The following is a 15,656-nucleotide window of genomic DNA, read 5'->3' on the forward strand; positions in this document are numbered from 1 at the left end:
GGGCGTAAGGGGCGCCGTCTGGGCGCCGTCGGCGATTGTTAGCGTTAACAATGTGACTGTCAAGCCTGTCGGGAGTGGGCTGCCGCCACTGGTGCCGCTGGTGATCAGACCTTTCGGCGGCCGGCGATCAGGCGCTGGAGCAGGATGAAGACGAACAGCAGGCAACCGATCACGATCCTGGTCCACCAGGAACTGAGCGTGCCCTGGAAGCTGATGACGGTCTGGATCAGTCCCAGCACCAGCACCCCCAGCGCGGTGCCGAGCAGGTAGCCGGACCCGCCGGTGAGCAGCGTCCCGCCGATCACCACGGCGGCGATCGCGTCCAGTTCCAGGCCGACCGCGTGCAGCCCGTAGCCGGAGAGCATGTAGAAGGTCAGCAGCACTCCCCCCAGCGCCGAGCAGAAGCCGCTGACGGCGTACACAGTGATCTTGGTTCGCCCGACGGGGAGCCCCATCAGCCGAGCCGACTGCTCGCTGCCGCCCAGCGCGTACACGTTCCGGCCCAGCCGCGTGTAGTGCAGGACCACGAAGGCGATCACCAGCACCCCCACGGCGATCAGCACGCTCGGTGAGACGAACAGGCCGCCGGGGAGCGGGATGCGGGTCTGGGCGAAGGCCGTGTACGTCGGGTCGGTGAGCGAGATCGAGTCGATGCTGATGGTGTAGCAGAGGCCGCGGGCCAGGAACATTCCGGCGAGCGTCACGATGAACGGCTGGATCTCGAAGGAGTGGATCACCCATCCCATCGCGATGCCGGCGCCCGTGCCCACCGCCAGGACCAGCGGGATCACCAGGGCCGGCGGCCAGCCGTGCTGTTCCACCAGCCAAGCGGAGATCATCGTCGAGAGCGCGACCATCGCGCCCACCGACAGGTCGATCCCGCCCGTCAGCACCACGAAGGTCATCCCGATCGCGACCACCAGCAGGAAGGCGTTGTCGACGAGCAGGTTGAGCAGCACCTGCCCGGAGAAGAAGCCCTCGTACTGCACGGATCCGGCACTGAACATCGACACCAGCAGGGCCGATGTGACCAGCAGCGGGATGTACGCGCGGCCCCGGGCCGCCGCGATCGCGCTCATGCCCCCACCTCCAGGTTCTCGGACGTCACCGGACGCGGCCCGGCGCCGCGCCGCGGCCGGGCCCGCCGGCGTGCGGCCTTGGCGCGGAAGGCAGGTGACTGGATCAGACAGACAACGATCACCACGAGGGCCTTGAAGACCAGGGTGGTCTCCGGGGGAATCCCGATGGTGTAGACGGTGGTGGACAGGGTCTGGATGATCAGCGCGCCGATCACCGTGCCGCCGAGCGAGAACCGCCCGCCGGTCAGCGAGGTACCGCCGACCACCACGGCGAGGATGGCGTCCAGCTCGATCCAGAGCCCGGCGTTGTTGCCGTCCGCACTGGAGACGTTCGAGCTGATCATGAGCCCGGCGACCGCCGCGCACAGTGCGCTGAAGACGTACACCAGGCCGATCAGGCCCATGGCCCGGATGCCGACGAGGCGGCTGGCCACCGGGTTGCCGCCGACCGACTCCAGCAGCAGCCCCAACGCGGTACGCCGGGTGAGCAGCGAGGTCAGCAGGACGACCACGCCCGCGAGGATGACCGCGAACGGCATGGTGAGCCAGTAGCCGCCGCCGATGAGCTTGTAGGGCTCACTGGTGACGGTGATGATCTGGCCGTCCGTCACCAACTGGGCCACGCCGCGTCCGGCCACCATCAGGATGAGGGTGGCGATGATCGGCTGTACACCGACCTTGGCCACCAGGACGCCGTTGACCGCCCCGAGGACGAGGGCCACGGACAGGGCGAGAGCGATGGCGCCGAACACCGTGCCGGGGCTCGCCGGGTCGTCCGCCCCGCTGATGTGCAGGCAGGCCAGCGCGCCCGCGATGGCGACGGTGGAACCGACCGAGAGGTCGATGCCGCTGGTCGCGATGACCAGCGTCATGCCGAGCGCCACCAGGATCAGCGGGGCGCCGAAGTGGAGGATGTCGATCAGGCTCCCGTACAGGTGCCCGTCCTTGAGCCGGACCGCGAAGAAGTCCGGGGTGAACACCACGTTGGCCAGCAGGAGGGCCACGAGCACCGCGGCGGGCCAGAAGAGGCGGTGTCTGGTCATGACCGGGCTCCGCTCGCGATCGTCGCCATGACGTGCTCGGGGGTCAGCGAGCCGTCGTTCACCAGTTCCTCCACCAGCCGGCGGTCCCGCAGGACGCCCACCCGGTGGCTGAGCCGCAGTACTTCCTCCAGTTCGGCGGAGATGAACAGCACCGACATGCCGTCCCGGGCCAGCCCGGCCACCAGCTTCTGGATCTCGGCCTTGGCGCCGATGTCGATGCCGCGGGTCGGCTCGTCGAGGATCAGCAGCTTGGGGTCGGTGAGCAGCCAGCGTGCCAGCAGCACCTTCTGCTGGTTGCCTCCACTCAGGTTGCGGACCAGCGCCTCGGGGTGGGCCGGGCGGATGTCCAGCGCCCGGATCCAGCGCAGCGCGATCTCGTCCTGCCTGGCCCGGGAGAGCGGACGGGTCCAGCCGCGGGCCGCCTGCAGGGCGAGGATGACGTTCTCGCGTACCGTGAGCTCGCCGACCAGCCCCTCGTTCTTGCGGTCCTCCGAGCAGAAGGCGATCCCGTACGAGATCGCGGCGCGCGGGGTGGGGAGCGTGACAGGGGCGTCCTCGATCCGCACCGAGCCGTGGGTGTTGCGGTCGGCGCCGAAGAGCAGGCGGGCCGCCTCCGTTCGCCCGGACCCCAGCAACCCGGCCAGGCCGACGACTTCGCCCGCCCGCACGGTCAGGTCGTAGGGCTCGACCGCCCCGCGGCGTCCCAGCCCTTCGGCCCGCAGGAACGGTGCGCCGCGGCCGTCGGGGGCGGGCTGGTGGCGGATGGTGTCGGACAGCTCCTCCAGGCGCGCGAGTTCGCCGCCGATCATGCGGGCGACCAGGTCGACCTGGCTGAGCTCGCTCGTGAGGTACTCGCCCTCCAGCCGGCCGTTGCGCAGGATGGTCATGCGGTCGCAGATCTCGTAGATCTGGTCCAGGAAGTGGGAGACGAAGAGGATGGCCACCCCCTGGTCGCGCAACCGGCGGATGACGGCGAAGAGTTGCAGGACCTCGTCACGGTCCAGGCTGGAGGTCGGCTCGTCCAGGATCAGCACCTTGGCCGAGACGTCGACCGCGCGGACGATCGCCACCAGCTGCTGGACGGCGATGGAATAGCTGTTCAGCGGGGCGGTGACGTCGATGTCGAGATCGAGGTCAGCGACCAGGCGTGCCGCGCGGGAGCGCATGGCGGACCAGTGGAGGAGTCCGAAGCGACGCGGTTCCCGGCCGATGAAGATGTTCTCCGCCACCGACAGGTTCAGGCACAGGTTGACCTCCTGGTACACCGTGCTGATCCCGGCGTGCTGGGCCTCCAGCGGGCCGGCGATGCGCACCGGCCGCCCGCTCAGTACGACCTCTCCGCCGTCCGCCTCGTAGACGCCGGTGAGAACCTTGATCAGGGTCGACTTGCCGGCGCCGTTCTCGCCCATCAGGGCGTGCACCTCGCCGGGGAAGAGCCGGAAGTCGACCCCGTCCAGTGCCACCACGCCGGGGAACTCCTTGCGGATCCCGTGTGCTTCCAGGACCGGCCGCCGTGCACCGTGCGCAGGCATCCGCCCCTCCTCTCGTGGTCGGGCCCGGGGTCGGCCGGCTGGGTCGGCCCCGGGGCACCCGGGTCGGTCAGTACTGGCGGGTCGGCAGGGCGGCAGCGGCCTGGTCCTGGGTGAAGACGCCCTCTTCGGTCTTGATCCGGCGGGGCACCTGCTCCCCGGCCTCGACCTTCTTGACCAGGTCCATCAGCTGGTCCCCGAGGAGGGGGTTGCACTCCACGAGGACGTTGATCTTGCCCTGGCTCATCGCGGTGAAGGCGTCCTTGACGCCGTCCACCGAGATGATCTTGATGTCGGTGCCGGGCTTCTTGCCGGCCTCCTCGATGGCCTGGATGGCGCCGAGTGCCATGTCGTCGTTGTGCGCGTAGAGCACGTCGATCTTCGGCTGGGACTTCAGGAACGCCTGCATGACCTCCTTGCCCTTGGCCCGGGTGAAGTCACCGGTCTGGGAAGCCGTGATCTTGAACTTGGGGTCGGCCTTGATGACGTCGGCGAAGCCCGCCTTGCGGTCGTTGGCCGGGGCGGAGCCGGTGGTGCCCTGCAACTCCACGATGTTCACCGCGTCGCCCTTGCCCTCGTACTCCTTCACCAGCCAGTCGCCGGCCTTCTTGCCCTCCTCGACGAAGTCCGAGCCGAGGAAGGTGGCGTAGAGCGACTCGTCCTTGGAGTCCACCGCCCGGTCCGTCAGCACGACCGGGATGTGCGCGGCCTTGGCCTCCTTGAGCACGGTGTCCCAGCCCGACTCGACGACCGGCGAGAAGGCGATGACGTCCACCTTCTGCTGGATGAAGGAGCGGATGGCCTTGATCTGGTTCTCCTGCTTCTGCTGGGCGTCGGAGAACTTCAGCGTGACCCCGGCCTTCTTGGCGGCCTCCTGCACCGACTTGGTGTTGGCCGTGCGCCATCCGCTCTCCGCGCCGACCTGCGAGAAGCCCACCGTGAGCGGCCCCCCGGAGTCCTTGCCCGCGGCCGAGCCGCCGCCTCCGGAACCACAAGCGGACAGAACGGCGACCATCGCGCCGGCGACCAGGGCCGCCGCAGCTCTCTTGGACATCTTGGGGATTCCTCTCGGATGGGGAGGCCGATCCGGCGCGGACGGAGCGAACGCGGGCGGATCGTCGGGTCGGCGCCGACCGGCACGGGGCCGGCGGAAACACCGTGGGGGCGGTGGGCGCCCGGCGCGGCATGGTGCGGGAGGCGATGCGGCCGATGTCGTCCACGTGAACGGGATGGGGCGGGGCCGTTTCGCTTGAGTGCGATTGTTAGCGTTAACAATCGGCGCGACAAGGGGGCCGTCAGGCCGTTACCCAATCTTGACCGGCCCCCGGCGCCTCCTGTGCGGGCGCCTGTCAGGGGCCTCGCCAGGTCGTGTCGTCGAAGTGGCGCCGGTCAGGCCCGCGGCGTCCGGTGCCGTGCATCGCACGGCGGAGGGCGCCCGTGTACGGGACGTACTCGGGCGCCCCGACAACGCCGGGAGGTGCGGTGCCGGGCGTCGCGGGCCAGGCGGGACTTCGACGACAGGGCCTAGCTGCGCGCGGCCGGGCCGGCACTGCGGCGCAGCACCATCTCCGGCGAGACCAGCACATGGCTGCGGGCGTGGCCGACGCCGGTCAGCTCCTCCACCAGCAGTTCGAGAGCGCGGCGCCCCAGCTCGCCGAAGTCCTGACGCACGGTGGTCAGGGGCGGCGCGAAGTACGCGGCCTCGGGGATGTCGTCGAACCCGACCACGCTGATGTCGCCCGGAATCGCCCGGCCCGCCTCGTGGAACGCGCGGAGCAGGCCGAGGGCCATGTGGTCGTTGGCGCAGAAGACCGCCGTGACCAGCGGGTCCTCTGCGATCCGCAGACCGGCCTCGTACCCGGAGCGTGCGCTCCAGTCACCGCTCTGCACGGGCGGCACCTCGGCACCGGCGGCCTCGAGGGCCTTGCGCCAGCCGTCCTGCCGGGTTCTGGTCTCCAACCAGCCGGACGGGCCGGCCACGTGGTGGACGGTGCCGTGCCCGAGGTCCAGCAGGTGCCGGGTGGCGGCCAGCGCCCCCGATTCGTTGTCGACGGCGACCATCGGCACCCGGGACTCGCTGCCCGACCCCACAGCGACCACCGGCACCGCACTGGACAGCTTCGCCACGGCGCTCACCGCCGAGATCTGCGGTGCGATGACGACGATGCCCTCCACGCCCTGGTCGCGGAGCCGGTCCACCGCCTCCTGTACGGAGCGGCTGTCCAGCGAGCGCAGGCTCGCGACGCTGACGAAGTAGCCCGCGCTGCGGGCGGCCTGCTCGATCCCGTCCAGCATCGACGCGGGCCCGTAGAGGGCGCTGCCGAAACTGACCACGCCGAGGGTCTGGGAGCGGCGGGTGACCAGCGCACGGGCGGCCGAGTTCGGGCGGTAGTCCAGCTCCCGGATGGCGGCGAGCACCCGGTCCCGGGTGTCGGGCCGTACGTGCGGTGCGCCGTTGAGCACCCGCGACACGGTCTGGTGGGACACGCCCGCGACCCGCGCCACATCCGCCATCACGGGCTGGCGGGACTCCGGCTCGGTGCTCGCTGTTCCCACTCGAGGCCCCTTCGTCGGTCATATCGGTGCGGCTCGGCTGCCGGCCGGGTTGTCCGCGCGAGCCGGTGCGCGGCAGCGGGTCCGCTGTCGGGATCCGGCCGGTGACAGAGGCTGCCACGCGGACGCTACGACTGTCTCACGAGTGCTCCCGAGAGTGTATTTGTTCACGATCACATTCCCGCCCCGTCCGTAGCCCATCTGTCTCGGCATCCGGGTGGGTATCCGCATCCGCATCCGGGCCGGTACCCGCCAACCGCCCCGCGCCGGGCGCACCGCGTGAGGCGCCGCCGGGCCGGTCGGTGCGGCCAGACGGGCGGGTCGCGGCGACGTGGCCGCCCGGGTGGTCATGGTTCGGGTTCCGCGGGGCGGTTTCGCCCTGCTCGGCGATGAGACCGGCGGCGTAGCGCTTGATCCCTTCAGTGGTGTCGCGGCGGCGCACTTTCGTCCACCCGCGTCCACGGTGCGGACCGCCCCCGTCCGGCAGAGAGCACCTCAAGCCTGCGCCGGTGCCGGCGGTACGGCAGGGGGAGCAGCTCCACGCCACCCTCGCCCTGGAGGACGTCGCACGAAGTAGGCGGGCAGGCAACACCGGGGCGGTGCGGGCGCGGCCGGCGGCGCTGTGCTGCAACCCCTCGAAGGGCAACGCGCTCGCCTCGAAAACCCAGACCGCACCTCAGCGTCCAGGACCAGACCGGGCGTGAGCTGCTCCGCGGCCGCGACGAGAATGCGTGCAGCGTCACTCCGGCCCTTGAACGGCAATGCATAGCAGCAGTCCGCCGCCCGGCGTGAACCGGTTCACCACCGGGCTCGCAGCACGCCGTCGCTGTCGGGCAGGGCGGCGCAGAACAGCGGGTGGCGTCGGTCGAGGTACAAGGACAAGGCGCAGGCCGCTCGCGCGCCGGCCACCAGGGCGGGGAGCTGCTGGTAGTCGGTGTCGTCGACGATCGCGTGTCTGATCGTTCCGTCCCGCGCCTCCCAGACAAACTCCACGGAGTCCTCCTCGGGCAGCGCGGCGAGGACCGCGCCGACGTCGGGGGTCATGTCGGGCCAGACGGTCAACAGGGCTCGCGGGACGAGGCCGGCGCGCACCGCGTCGAGGTTTTCCGGCGTGAGGCGGTGCCAGCGTGCGGCGTTGCGGACGTAGGTCTCCTCCAGGAGGACCGCCTGCCGTGAGGCAAGCTCCGTACGCACGCGCGCCCAGAAGTCCTGGTCAGCCGGCTCCGTCACGCCGGGTTCCTCGAGTTCCGCGGCGTAGGGCGAGATGGTCAGCGGTTCCGGGAAGAGGCCGAGTTCCCGTGTGCGGGCCACGGCTTGAGTGCAGAGCCGGTGGCTGCCCACATACATGTACTGGTCCCACCCGACGTGCACGGTGAACAGGTCCCCCGCCTCCAGCCGACACCAGGCACCTTGGTCGCGGAGCATCCCCCGGACCAGCTCCAGAGCCACCGGAAGGGAAACCTCTGCCCCGTCGTGATAGCCGGTGAGGTCGGGCGGAAAGAGCCCACCGAGGCCGTGTCCCTCCACCGACTGCTCCACGCCGAAGTGGACGAAGCCGGTCACCCCGGGTTCACGGATCTCCAGTCGGTCGATGCCCGAAGCCTCGGCGAACGCCACGATCGCCGCCAGGTACGCCGCTTCGACCGGCCCGTGGTCACTGACCGCCTCCTCGGCACCGGTGTAGCAGCCGCGCTCGTCACGGTCTGCGGGGTCGTACTTGGTGATCCGGTAGGCGTAGGACGGCGGCACGCTGCTCCCTGGACGGTCAGAAAGAGTGCCAGCGTAGCCCCGGTCCCGAAGAGCTTGATCAAGGTGATCCATCAGCTGCCCTCCCGGCCATCCTTCGCGCTCAGAGACCAAGGAGCACTCTCAAGGGCCAACCATCGCGGTCGGTCGCGCTCGCCGCGGTGACTGAGCGCGGTAGATGGCCTGGATGGACAACCACGATGCACAGCTCGGAGCCGCGGGAATCCTCTGCAGTAACCGACCCGACCCCTGGCGAACTGGCCCGTGGCATTCACTCACCGCCTCCGCCCCTCCCACGCCGCCTCCCCGGTCACCGCCGTCGAAGTGTGGACCGGAGTCGACGCCCATGCGCGGGAACCTGCGCACCGACGTCGGACCCTGGCCGCTGCGCCTCGGCGTCGGGCCAGAGCCGGGTGGAACCGCCTGCGCGCGACCGGCCGGGGGCCGCAATGTCCACTCCCGGAGCGTGTCGCTTTCGGCGAAGATGTATGCCGGCATGCGCGGGTCGCGCTTGGCCTGCCGGAGGTGTCGCCGCCCCGCGGTGGTCACCTGATGATCCGCGCCCGACACCATGCCCCATACGGCCAGCCCATGGCCGATCGCTTCGACCTCGACGCTCCTGGTGCGGCCGCAGAAGGCGACCACAGCGCACTCGACCGCATGCATGGGTGGCTCCGCGTCCACCGCACGCACATGCAAGGCGGGTACGACGAGCAGCCCGCGCCGGTTCAGTGCGACGACCGCGCAATCCACCACCCGCCGGGCGCCGCCCGCCAGGAACGCGACGTCCTACACATCCAGAGTCCGCGTCTCGCCCGAGCCTCTCACGATCCACTGGAACGCGCACCGCATACCCGACCGCCCCCTTTCGGCGCACTTCACTCTCAGCAGTCACCTAACAGCACGGTGACCAACTCGCTTCCCGCCGCCTCAGAGCAACACGTGAGCCACAGCGTGGGTTCACTGCTCGCCCGAGGCCCGGCCGGTCGACCCGAACACCGTGTCCCGTAGCCAGGACGGCTGAGAAGCAGAGCACGAAGCCACGCCGCCCTGGGCGGTTGCTGCCAGGGTGTGCGACCTGTGCGCCACGGTCCCCGCCGGAACGTCCCCCCGACATCCAACGGCAGGTGGAGTAGTCGAAGTTCGCCTCCGGCAGGACCGCAACCATCTGCCGCACGCCTTGGACCGTTCGAAGCTCGGCGTAGGGCACGGGCCGAACCGTCCCACGTTCCACAGCGCCTCGCCTACGCGCGCCGTTTCAGACCGCCTTGAGCGCATACAGGCGCCTTCCGCGAGCCGCCTGCACCTCTGCGGGGTATGCGATCATGCGTTCGACTTGTGGTGGGTGGATCTCCACCCCCGATCCGAACGCGTCTGACGATGGTGAAACCGATGAGCGACATCGACGGAGAAACGGACCTGCGGAAGAGCGAACTCGCGGACGAAAGACTGCTCTTCCGGGGAAACGACATCGAGGAGTTGCACGAGCTGATCACCACGCGGTTCGCGCCGAACCGCATGAACGTCCGGCACACCCACCGGCTGGACGGCATTTTCCGTTGCACGCACGACGGGCCCGTCGGGCTGTATGAACTCGGCTACGGCGCCGAGGTCGACGTCATACCCGGTGCACCGCTCGACTTCTACAACGTGCACATCCCGCTCGCCGGAGACGGCACCGTCACCGTGGACGGCAAGGAACTGCCCTCAACGCTCAGCATCGTGGGACCAGGGCACGAGTTATCGATGCGGTGGGACGAGAAGAGCCGCAACCGGATCCTGATCATCCCACGCAAAGTGGTCGACGAAGCCGTCTCCGCCCGCCTCGGCGGACCACCGGACAGCCCCCTGGTGTTCGATCCCGTCTTCGACGCTCGGACGGCACCGATCCGGGTATGGCTGGGCCTGGTCGAACGATTCGCGGAGTTCGCGGACGCCGGTCTGCCGGCTCTCTCCCCTCTCGCCCTGGCGCACTTCGAGCAACTCCTCGTGAACGGACTGCTGGACGTCCAGCCCCATGCCCTCGGTTCGGCGGTCGCAGGCGTCGGCAACGGGGGCGGCGGAGGCAGTTCCGCCGTCCTGCGCGCCGTACACCGCGCCCGGGAGTTCTGTGCGGAACACGCGCACGAGCCGATCGGCGCCGCCGACATGGCGCGCGCGGCCGGGGTCGCCGTGCGGACCCTGCGCGAGGGCTTCCGCCGCCACCTGGACACCACTCCCCTCGCGTACCTGCGCAGCGTCCGGCTGGGTCTCGTACGCCGCGACCTGTCGGCCGTGGCCGAAGGACTGGCGGAGGGGAACGTCACCGAGGTGGCACTGCGATGGGGGTTCACCCACCTCGGCAGGTTCACCGCCTACTACCGGCAGACGTACGGGGAAACCCCGTCGCAGACGCTGCGCCGCAAGGACGGCCGTTCCGTATAGTGCCGCACGGCCATCCGCGCGCCGCGCGCTATCCGCAAACGGCACGGCCACCGGGCCGCGAGCGGATGGCAGGGGGCGTCGAGCGGGGCGATGCTGGGTGCGGCGCCGCGCGGGGGACGGTGCCTCTCGCGGACGAGGACATCCGCAGCAGGTGCCACGTGTGCGTGTCGCGCGCGGACCGCTGCGATGTCCGTCGTCCGCCCGCACTTCGTGTGCTGGTGGTTGTTCAAGAGTGGTGAATCATGAGTACCACTCGTCAGCCATGGCCCGGCCTGCTTCCGGTGCGGCCGTCGGCAGGGCACTGCTTCGAGGCACGACAGGCCGCACCGCCACCCACGTCGCCAACAGACCAGACGGCTGCTAATGGCTCGGTCCGCGATTGATGGTGGGTGTAGCTCCGCCTCGGAGGCAACTGATCTGGGGTGTTGCGACGAGCGTTGACCAGCCCGGGGGGTTGTGGTGGCGGTGCTCGGTCGGGATATTCGCTGGCCGCCGCTTTCTGATGGTGGTCATACTGCCGCGATGGATCCAGTGACTCTCGAGACCGACCGTCTGCTGCTGCAGGCCTTCACACCTGCCGACGTGGATGCGGTGTACGAGGCCTGCCAGGACGAAGACATCCAGTTCTACACCCCGGTGCCGGTGCCGTACCGGCGGGCGGACGCGGAGAAGCTCGTCGGCGAGAAGCTGCCCGCCCAGTGGTCCGAGGACAAGGACTACACCCTCGGCGCGTTCCGCAAGGACACCGGTGCCCTGGTCGGCTCGTACTGCCTGACCCTCATCAGCCGCGGCGTCTGGGAGCTCGGTTACTGGGCGGTCAAAGATCAGCGCGGACGCGGGTACTCGGTTGAGGCCGCTCGGGCCCTGTGCGACTGGGGCTGGGCCACGCTCGACGTGCACCGCATCGAGTGGTGGGCCATGGCCGGGAACACCCGCTCGCGTGCCGTCGCCGAGAAACTCGGCTTCACCGTCGAAGGGACACTGCGCAATCGCAGCATCGCCAACGATGGCAAGCCACACGACTGGTGGGTGGGCGGGCTACTGAGGCCCTGATGCTCGGGCCGATGCTTCGCCTGCTGCGTTTGCCCTTGCGCTGGGAAGTTCCCAGCGCGGACAATTCCAGCTGAAGAGCCACACCCATTGATCATCGGCGGGCAGCCGTGACGTGGCAGTGGCTGCACGGGTTCTTCCAGTGTGACCCAGAAGTGGGCCCGTGCGGCCTTGACCCATCCTGCCTTCTGCGGCGTCTCGCGTACACATCTAGGCGATGTGATCGAAGAGTTGGCCGATCTGTGGCTCGCCCTGCGCGAGTCGGAGCTTCATGAGCGGCGCGATGCCGAGCGGCAGCGGGAGGCCGGTGCCGGCCCGAAGCACGACCTGGTCTTCGCCGACCGCCTGCTCGTCACCCTGGTCCACCTACGCACCGGACTCCCGCACGCCGCGCTCGCCGAGCTGTACGGCATCGCCCGCTCCACGATCTCCCGCGCCATCGGGGAGATCCGCCCGCTGCTGGCCATGCGTGGCTTCGCGGTCCCCGACCACTCCGGCGTGCGACTTCGGACCCTGGCGGACGTGTTCGCCTACGCCGAGGCCGCGGGGATCCGGTTGCGGATCGACGGCGCCGAGACTCAGGTTCGCCGTCCGAAGGCAGGCAGGCCCGGACGGCGGGCCTTCGTCTCCGGCAAGAAGAGGCAGAACACCATCAAGACCACCACCATCAGCGACGGCCAGGGCCGTCTGCTGTGGTCGGGTGCGGACCCCCCAGGCCCCATGCACGACCAGACCGCGATGCGCACCGAGGGTATCGCCGAGCAGTTCCGGCTCCATCCGAAGGTGACGGCCGAAGTCGACGAGGGGTACCGGGGGCTGGCCAACGAGTTCCCTGGCCAAATCAGCGCCCCTCCGAAGAAGCCGAAGGGCGACGCGCCGCTCGGCGAGCAGTATGCCTGGCGGGAGATGCGCCGACGCCAGTCGTCGCAGCGGGTCTGCGTCGAGCACGCCAACGCCGAATTGCGGCAGTCGTACCCGCTCCAGCGCTACACCAGCCCACGCGAGGACTACGCCGCGACCCACCAGGCGATCGCTTCATTGGTTTCAGACCGTTCGGCTCGCCGACCGACCCGCCGCAAGCCGAGCACCGAGCTCGTGCTCGCCCGGCAGGCCGCCTGCTGATCAACCACCAGCCGACCCCCCAGGCCAGCACGTCCAAACCTCAATCGCGGACCAAGTCGTAACGCCCGGCCCTCCCACAGTCAGTTGCTTTTTGCACGTGGTACTGCGAGTCGTGAGGCGGGAGCCTTTCCCGGCTTGGTGGAGCGCTCGCCCACGTTCGGCGCCAAGGGCGGCGTCTTCGACCTCGTGGGTGGCGTCTCCCGCGTGGGCGTTCTCGGCCATCCGTCGCCTGCCACGGGAGCAAGAAGTCGATGGGAGTGGGGGCGCGCAGACCGCGACCGGCTGCCGGTCACAGGGATCGGCAGCCGGTGCTCCTCACGGCCTGAGGGCGGACGGGTCAGCGGGCGTTCTCCGTCTTCCATCCCGAACACGAGTTCATGTCGTACGTTTGGCTGCCGTATTCACCGAGGCAGACCCGGTACTGGACCCAACCCTCCTCCGGGAGGTTCATGTTGATGTCGAGCCGGGATCCCTTTCCATAATGGTTCCAGTCCCGGATCTGCGTGTCACCCGAGTCGGACCGGTAGTACATGACCATCACCGAGTGGCCGTCGGCATTGTTGTCCCACACCAGCAGATGGTCGCCGTCACGGACGAAAGACGCCGACCCGTCACAGTAGTTCGGCTCATCGGTGCACAGGTCACCGGCATGGAGGCCGGGGTAGGTAACGGTGTAGGTGGAAGCCGAGGCGGGGGTGGCCACCGCGAGTACGGCCAACATGCCTGCGGCAGCGGCGCCTATGAGCTTGGAGTGCTTCTTCATCCTGGATCCTCGGATTGACGGCGTCGCACCTGCGGTCGGCGAGGGCAACGGGGCGACGGCCGCAGGTGTATCGGGGGCGATCGGACGCTAGCGCTTGAGTTGATCTTGAGCCAGGGTCGAGAGCGTTTCCCGATCATCCTCATCGTCGACGCCATGCGCCTCGCGTCCGGAACTCGGGGCGGGATGCACGTCCCCCACCGGCAGCGAGGGCCGCCGGCGGCACCCTCGGGCTCTCAGGCCGCGTCCGTGTCGCTCGATGCAGTGTCGTACGCCGGCCGCGGCGCCGGCACTGCCGAGGGCGGTGGGTCGGTGCGGAGCACGCCCGCCGCCGCGGCGGCCACCGCACAGAGCGCCACCGGAAGCAGCAGCGCGAGGTTCAGTGGTACGAAGTGGGTCAGCGGACCGATCACGGCGGGTCCGGCCAGCATGCCGAGATAGCCCAGCCCCGCGACCCGGGAGACATGGGCGCCGGCCGCGTCCTCCTCCATGTGGCCGGCAGCACTGAAGAACTGCGGTACGCAGCCGGACAGCCCGAGCCCGAAGACCGCCCAGCCGACCAGCGCGGGCCCCACCCACGGGGACAGCGCGGCAACGGCCAGGCCGACACCCGCGGCGCCGGCGCCGTAGCGAACGACGAACACCGGTCCGGTGCGGGCGACGACTCGGTCGGTGAGCAGCCGGCCCACCGTCATGGCCGTCGCGAAGGCGCCGTAGGCGAAGGCCGCGGTGGCGGCGGGTGCCCCGAGCACGTCCTGGAGGTGCAGGACGCTCCAGTCGTTGGCGACGCCTTCGCAGAGCATGAGCAGCAGGGCCAGCACGGCCAGGGTCCACACCCGCCGTGGTGTCGGCCGCCGTCCGGCCGGGTGCGCGCCGCCGGCAGCAGCGTCCGTGCGCGTCGTAGCGGCCTTGGCCGCCGTGGCGTCGCCGCGCGCGCGGCTGTCGGCGCCGCTCGGCCGGCGGAGGAGAGCACGAGTGGCAATGCAGGTGACCACGAGACCGGTCACGGCGACGGCTGTCATGGTCACCCGGAGGTCCCAGCCCCAGGTGATGAGCCGCGCGCCTACCAGTGCCGCGAGAACACCGCCCAGCGAGAACACCGCGTGGAACGCGGAGATGACCGGTCGGCCGTACCGGCGCTCCACCTGGACGGCGTGGGTGTTCATGCTGACATCGAGACAGCCATTGCCGAATCCCAGCAGGAACAGCGCGACCGCGAGGGTCGGCGCGTCGACGGCCAGCGCCGGCGGCACCAGGGCCGCACTGCACAGCGCGGCGCCCGCCGGTACGACCCGGCGGGCACCGAGGCGGTCGGTGAGGCGGCCGCACACATGCATCCCGGCGAACGCGCCACCGCCCAGCAACAGCAGGAGCCAGCCGAGCATGGCGTGACTGATCCCCGTACGGGACTCGACCCCGGGAATGTGCACGATCCACATGCCCATCACGAAACCGTTCAAGGCGAAGAAGGCGAAGGTGGCGAGCCGGGCGGCTCGTAGAGGTCCGTTCATGACATCGACCATATCGAACACAGATTATGTTCGATAGGTTGACTTTCGAACATGTCTCGCGTGCAATTGCTTCATGGGTACCACGGAACGACACCGCAACATCGCCGCCGCCGTGCGAGAGGCGCGCGAACTCAGCGTGGCCGAGCTGGCCGAGCTCACCGAGTGCTCCGAGATGACGGTGCGCCGTGACCTGGAGATCCTGGCCGAACAGGGCGTCTTGGAACGGTTCCGCGGCGGTGCGCGCAGTCTGCTGCTCCGCGGCGAGGAACCGCCGTTCGCGCTACGGGCGCAGGAGGGGGCGGAGGTCAAGCGACGGATCGCGGCGGACGTCGCCGCGTTGATCGCCGACGGGGAGTCCGTCGTCATCGACAGCGGGACGACCTGCCTGGAAGTCGCCAAGGCACTGCGCGAGCGCCGCGTCACCGTCATGCCGCTGTCGCTGCACGCCGCCAACGCGCTGACCGGCGCACCGTCCGTGCGGTTGCTGTTCCCGGGCGGTGAACCAAGGCTGGGCGAGCTGGCACTGACCGGACCCCTCACGGAAGCGTCGCTCGCGGCGGTCCGCTTCGACACGGCCGTCATCGGTTGCTGCGGTCTCACCGCCGACGACGGGCTGACCGCCTACGATCTCGCCGACGCGGCCGTCAAGCGCGCGGCGATCGCGTCCGCCCGGCGCACCATCGCCGTCGCCGAGGCGGCGAAACTCTCCCGTACCGCCCTGGCGTTCGTGGCGCCCCCCACCGCGCTCCACGCCGTCGTCACCGACGAGACGGCGCCGACCGGGGTGACCGACGCCCTGGCGGCGGCCGGCGTCACCGTACGGAAGGTGTGAGACAGAC

12 protein-coding genes are annotated in these 15,656 nt (G+C 69.9%); 4 read left to right on the forward strand and 8 right to left on the reverse strand.

Annotated features, from left to right (window positions below):
• Positions 1-104 precede the first annotated feature (104 nt).
• The 6 genes from yjfF to AC07FY_RS22210 form a co-directional block, all read right to left on the reverse strand.
• Positions 105-1,079, reverse strand: a complete 975-nt coding sequence (yjfF, locus tag AC07FY_RS22185; protein WP_479008760.1) for a galactofuranose ABC transporter, permease protein YjfF — start codon at positions 1,077-1,079, stop codon at positions 105-107.
• Positions 1,076-2,122 carry an ABC transporter permease gene (locus AC07FY_RS22190; protein ID WP_479008762.1) on the reverse strand — a complete coding sequence of 349 codons (1,047 nt, stop codon included), beginning with the start codon at positions 2,120-2,122 and terminating at the stop codon, positions 1,076-1,078. Before AC07FY_RS22190 ends, yjfF begins: the two co-directional genes overlap by 4 nt.
• Positions 2,119-3,654, reverse strand: coding sequence for a sugar ABC transporter ATP-binding protein (locus tag AC07FY_RS22195; RefSeq protein ID WP_479008764.1), 1,536 nt, complete (start codon positions 3,652-3,654; stop codon positions 2,119-2,121). Before AC07FY_RS22195 ends, AC07FY_RS22190 begins: the two co-directional genes overlap by 4 nt.
• Before the next feature lie 67 nt (positions 3,655-3,721).
• A complete protein-coding gene (locus AC07FY_RS22200; RefSeq protein WP_479008766.1) occupies positions 3,722-4,705 on the reverse strand; it encodes an ABC transporter substrate-binding protein in 984 nt (327 codons plus the stop codon).
• Between the two features lie 470 nt (positions 4,706-5,175).
• On the reverse strand, positions 5,176-6,165 hold the full coding sequence (locus tag AC07FY_RS22205) for a LacI family DNA-binding transcriptional regulator (RefSeq protein WP_479009077.1): 990 nt from the start codon (positions 6,163-6,165) through the stop codon (positions 5,176-5,178).
• Between the two features lie 837 nt (positions 6,166-7,002).
• The gene (locus AC07FY_RS22210; protein ID WP_479008768.1) at positions 7,003-7,953 is read right to left on the reverse strand and encodes an RNA-binding protein; all 951 of its coding nucleotides are present in this window, start codon (positions 7,951-7,953) and stop codon (positions 7,003-7,005) included.
• Between the two features lie 1,389 nt (positions 7,954-9,342).
• Between AC07FY_RS22210 and AC07FY_RS22215 the strand changes: the two genes are divergently transcribed.
• The 3 genes from AC07FY_RS22215 to AC07FY_RS22225 all read left to right on the forward strand — a co-directional run bounded on the left by AC07FY_RS22215 (position 9,343) and on the right by AC07FY_RS22225 (position 12,546).
• Entirely contained in the window at positions 9,343-10,374 is a 1,032-nt protein-coding gene (locus AC07FY_RS22215; RefSeq protein ID WP_479008770.1) for an AraC family transcriptional regulator, read from the forward strand.
• A 522-nt stretch (positions 10,375-10,896) separates the two neighbouring features.
• Positions 10,897-11,427, forward strand: a complete 531-nt coding sequence (locus AC07FY_RS22220; protein WP_479008772.1) for a GNAT family N-acetyltransferase — start codon at positions 10,897-10,899, stop codon at positions 11,425-11,427.
• A gap of 141 nt (positions 11,428-11,568) precedes the next feature.
• Positions 11,569-12,546 carry a transposase gene (locus AC07FY_RS22225; RefSeq protein ID WP_479008774.1) on the forward strand — a complete coding sequence of 326 codons (978 nt, stop codon included), beginning with the start codon at positions 11,569-11,571 and terminating at the stop codon, positions 12,544-12,546.
• Between the two features lie 337 nt (positions 12,547-12,883).
• On the opposite strand, the gene AC07FY_RS22230 is transcribed toward AC07FY_RS22225, so the two are convergent.
• Both AC07FY_RS22230 and AC07FY_RS22235 read right to left on the reverse strand, forming a co-directional pair.
• Positions 12,884-13,309 carry a hypothetical protein gene (locus tag AC07FY_RS22230; protein ID WP_479008776.1) on the reverse strand — a complete coding sequence of 142 codons (426 nt, stop codon included), beginning with the start codon at positions 13,307-13,309 and terminating at the stop codon, positions 12,884-12,886.
• Positions 13,310-13,542: 233 nt separating this feature from the next.
• Entirely contained in the window at positions 13,543-14,817 is a 1,275-nt protein-coding gene (locus AC07FY_RS22235) for an MFS transporter (protein ID WP_479008778.1), read from the reverse strand.
• A 73-nt stretch (positions 14,818-14,890) separates the two neighbouring features.
• Here AC07FY_RS22235 and AC07FY_RS22240 point away from each other — a divergent pair, with 73 nt between their 5' ends.
• Positions 14,891-15,649, forward strand: coding sequence for a DeoR/GlpR family DNA-binding transcription regulator (locus AC07FY_RS22240; RefSeq protein ID WP_479008780.1), 759 nt, complete (start codon positions 14,891-14,893; stop codon positions 15,647-15,649).
• Positions 15,650-15,656: the final 7 nt, after the last annotated feature.

This window comes from Streptomyces sp. NPDC045967 (assembly GCF_056430495.1).

Excerpts from the sequence above, each read along its gene's own strand:
- AC07FY_RS22195 (WP_479008764.1), bottom strand. The coding sequence starts at position 3,654 with ATGCCTGCGCACGGTGCACGGCGGCCGGTCCTGGAAGCACACGGGATC.
- AC07FY_RS22215 (WP_479008770.1), top strand. The coding sequence starts at position 9,343 with ATGAGCGACATCGACGGAGAAACGGACCTGCGGAAGAGCGAACTCGCG.
- AC07FY_RS22200 (WP_479008766.1), bottom strand. The coding sequence starts at position 4,705 with ATGTCCAAGAGAGCTGCGGCGGCCCTGGTCGCCGGCGCGATGGTCGCC.
- AC07FY_RS22235 (WP_479008778.1), bottom strand. The coding sequence starts at position 14,817 with ATGAACGGACCTCTACGAGCCGCCCGGCTCGCCACCTTCGCCTTCTTC.
- AC07FY_RS22220 (WP_479008772.1), top strand. The coding sequence starts at position 10,897 with ATGGATCCAGTGACTCTCGAGACCGACCGTCTGCTGCTGCAGGCCTTC.
- AC07FY_RS22230 (WP_479008776.1), bottom strand. The coding sequence starts at position 13,309 with ATGAAGAAGCACTCCAAGCTCATAGGCGCCGCTGCCGCAGGCATGTTG.
- yjfF (WP_479008760.1), bottom strand. The coding sequence starts at position 1,079 with ATGAGCGCGATCGCGGCGGCCCGGGGCCGCGCGTACATCCCGCTGCTG.
- AC07FY_RS22240 (WP_479008780.1), top strand. The coding sequence starts at position 14,891 with ATGGGTACCACGGAACGACACCGCAACATCGCCGCCGCCGTGCGAGAG.
- AC07FY_RS22190 (WP_479008762.1), bottom strand. The coding sequence starts at position 2,122 with ATGACCAGACACCGCCTCTTCTGGCCCGCCGCGGTGCTCGTGGCCCTC.
- AC07FY_RS22205 (WP_479009077.1), bottom strand. The coding sequence starts at position 6,165 with ATGGCGGATGTGGCGCGGGTCGCGGGCGTGTCCCACCAGACCGTGTCG.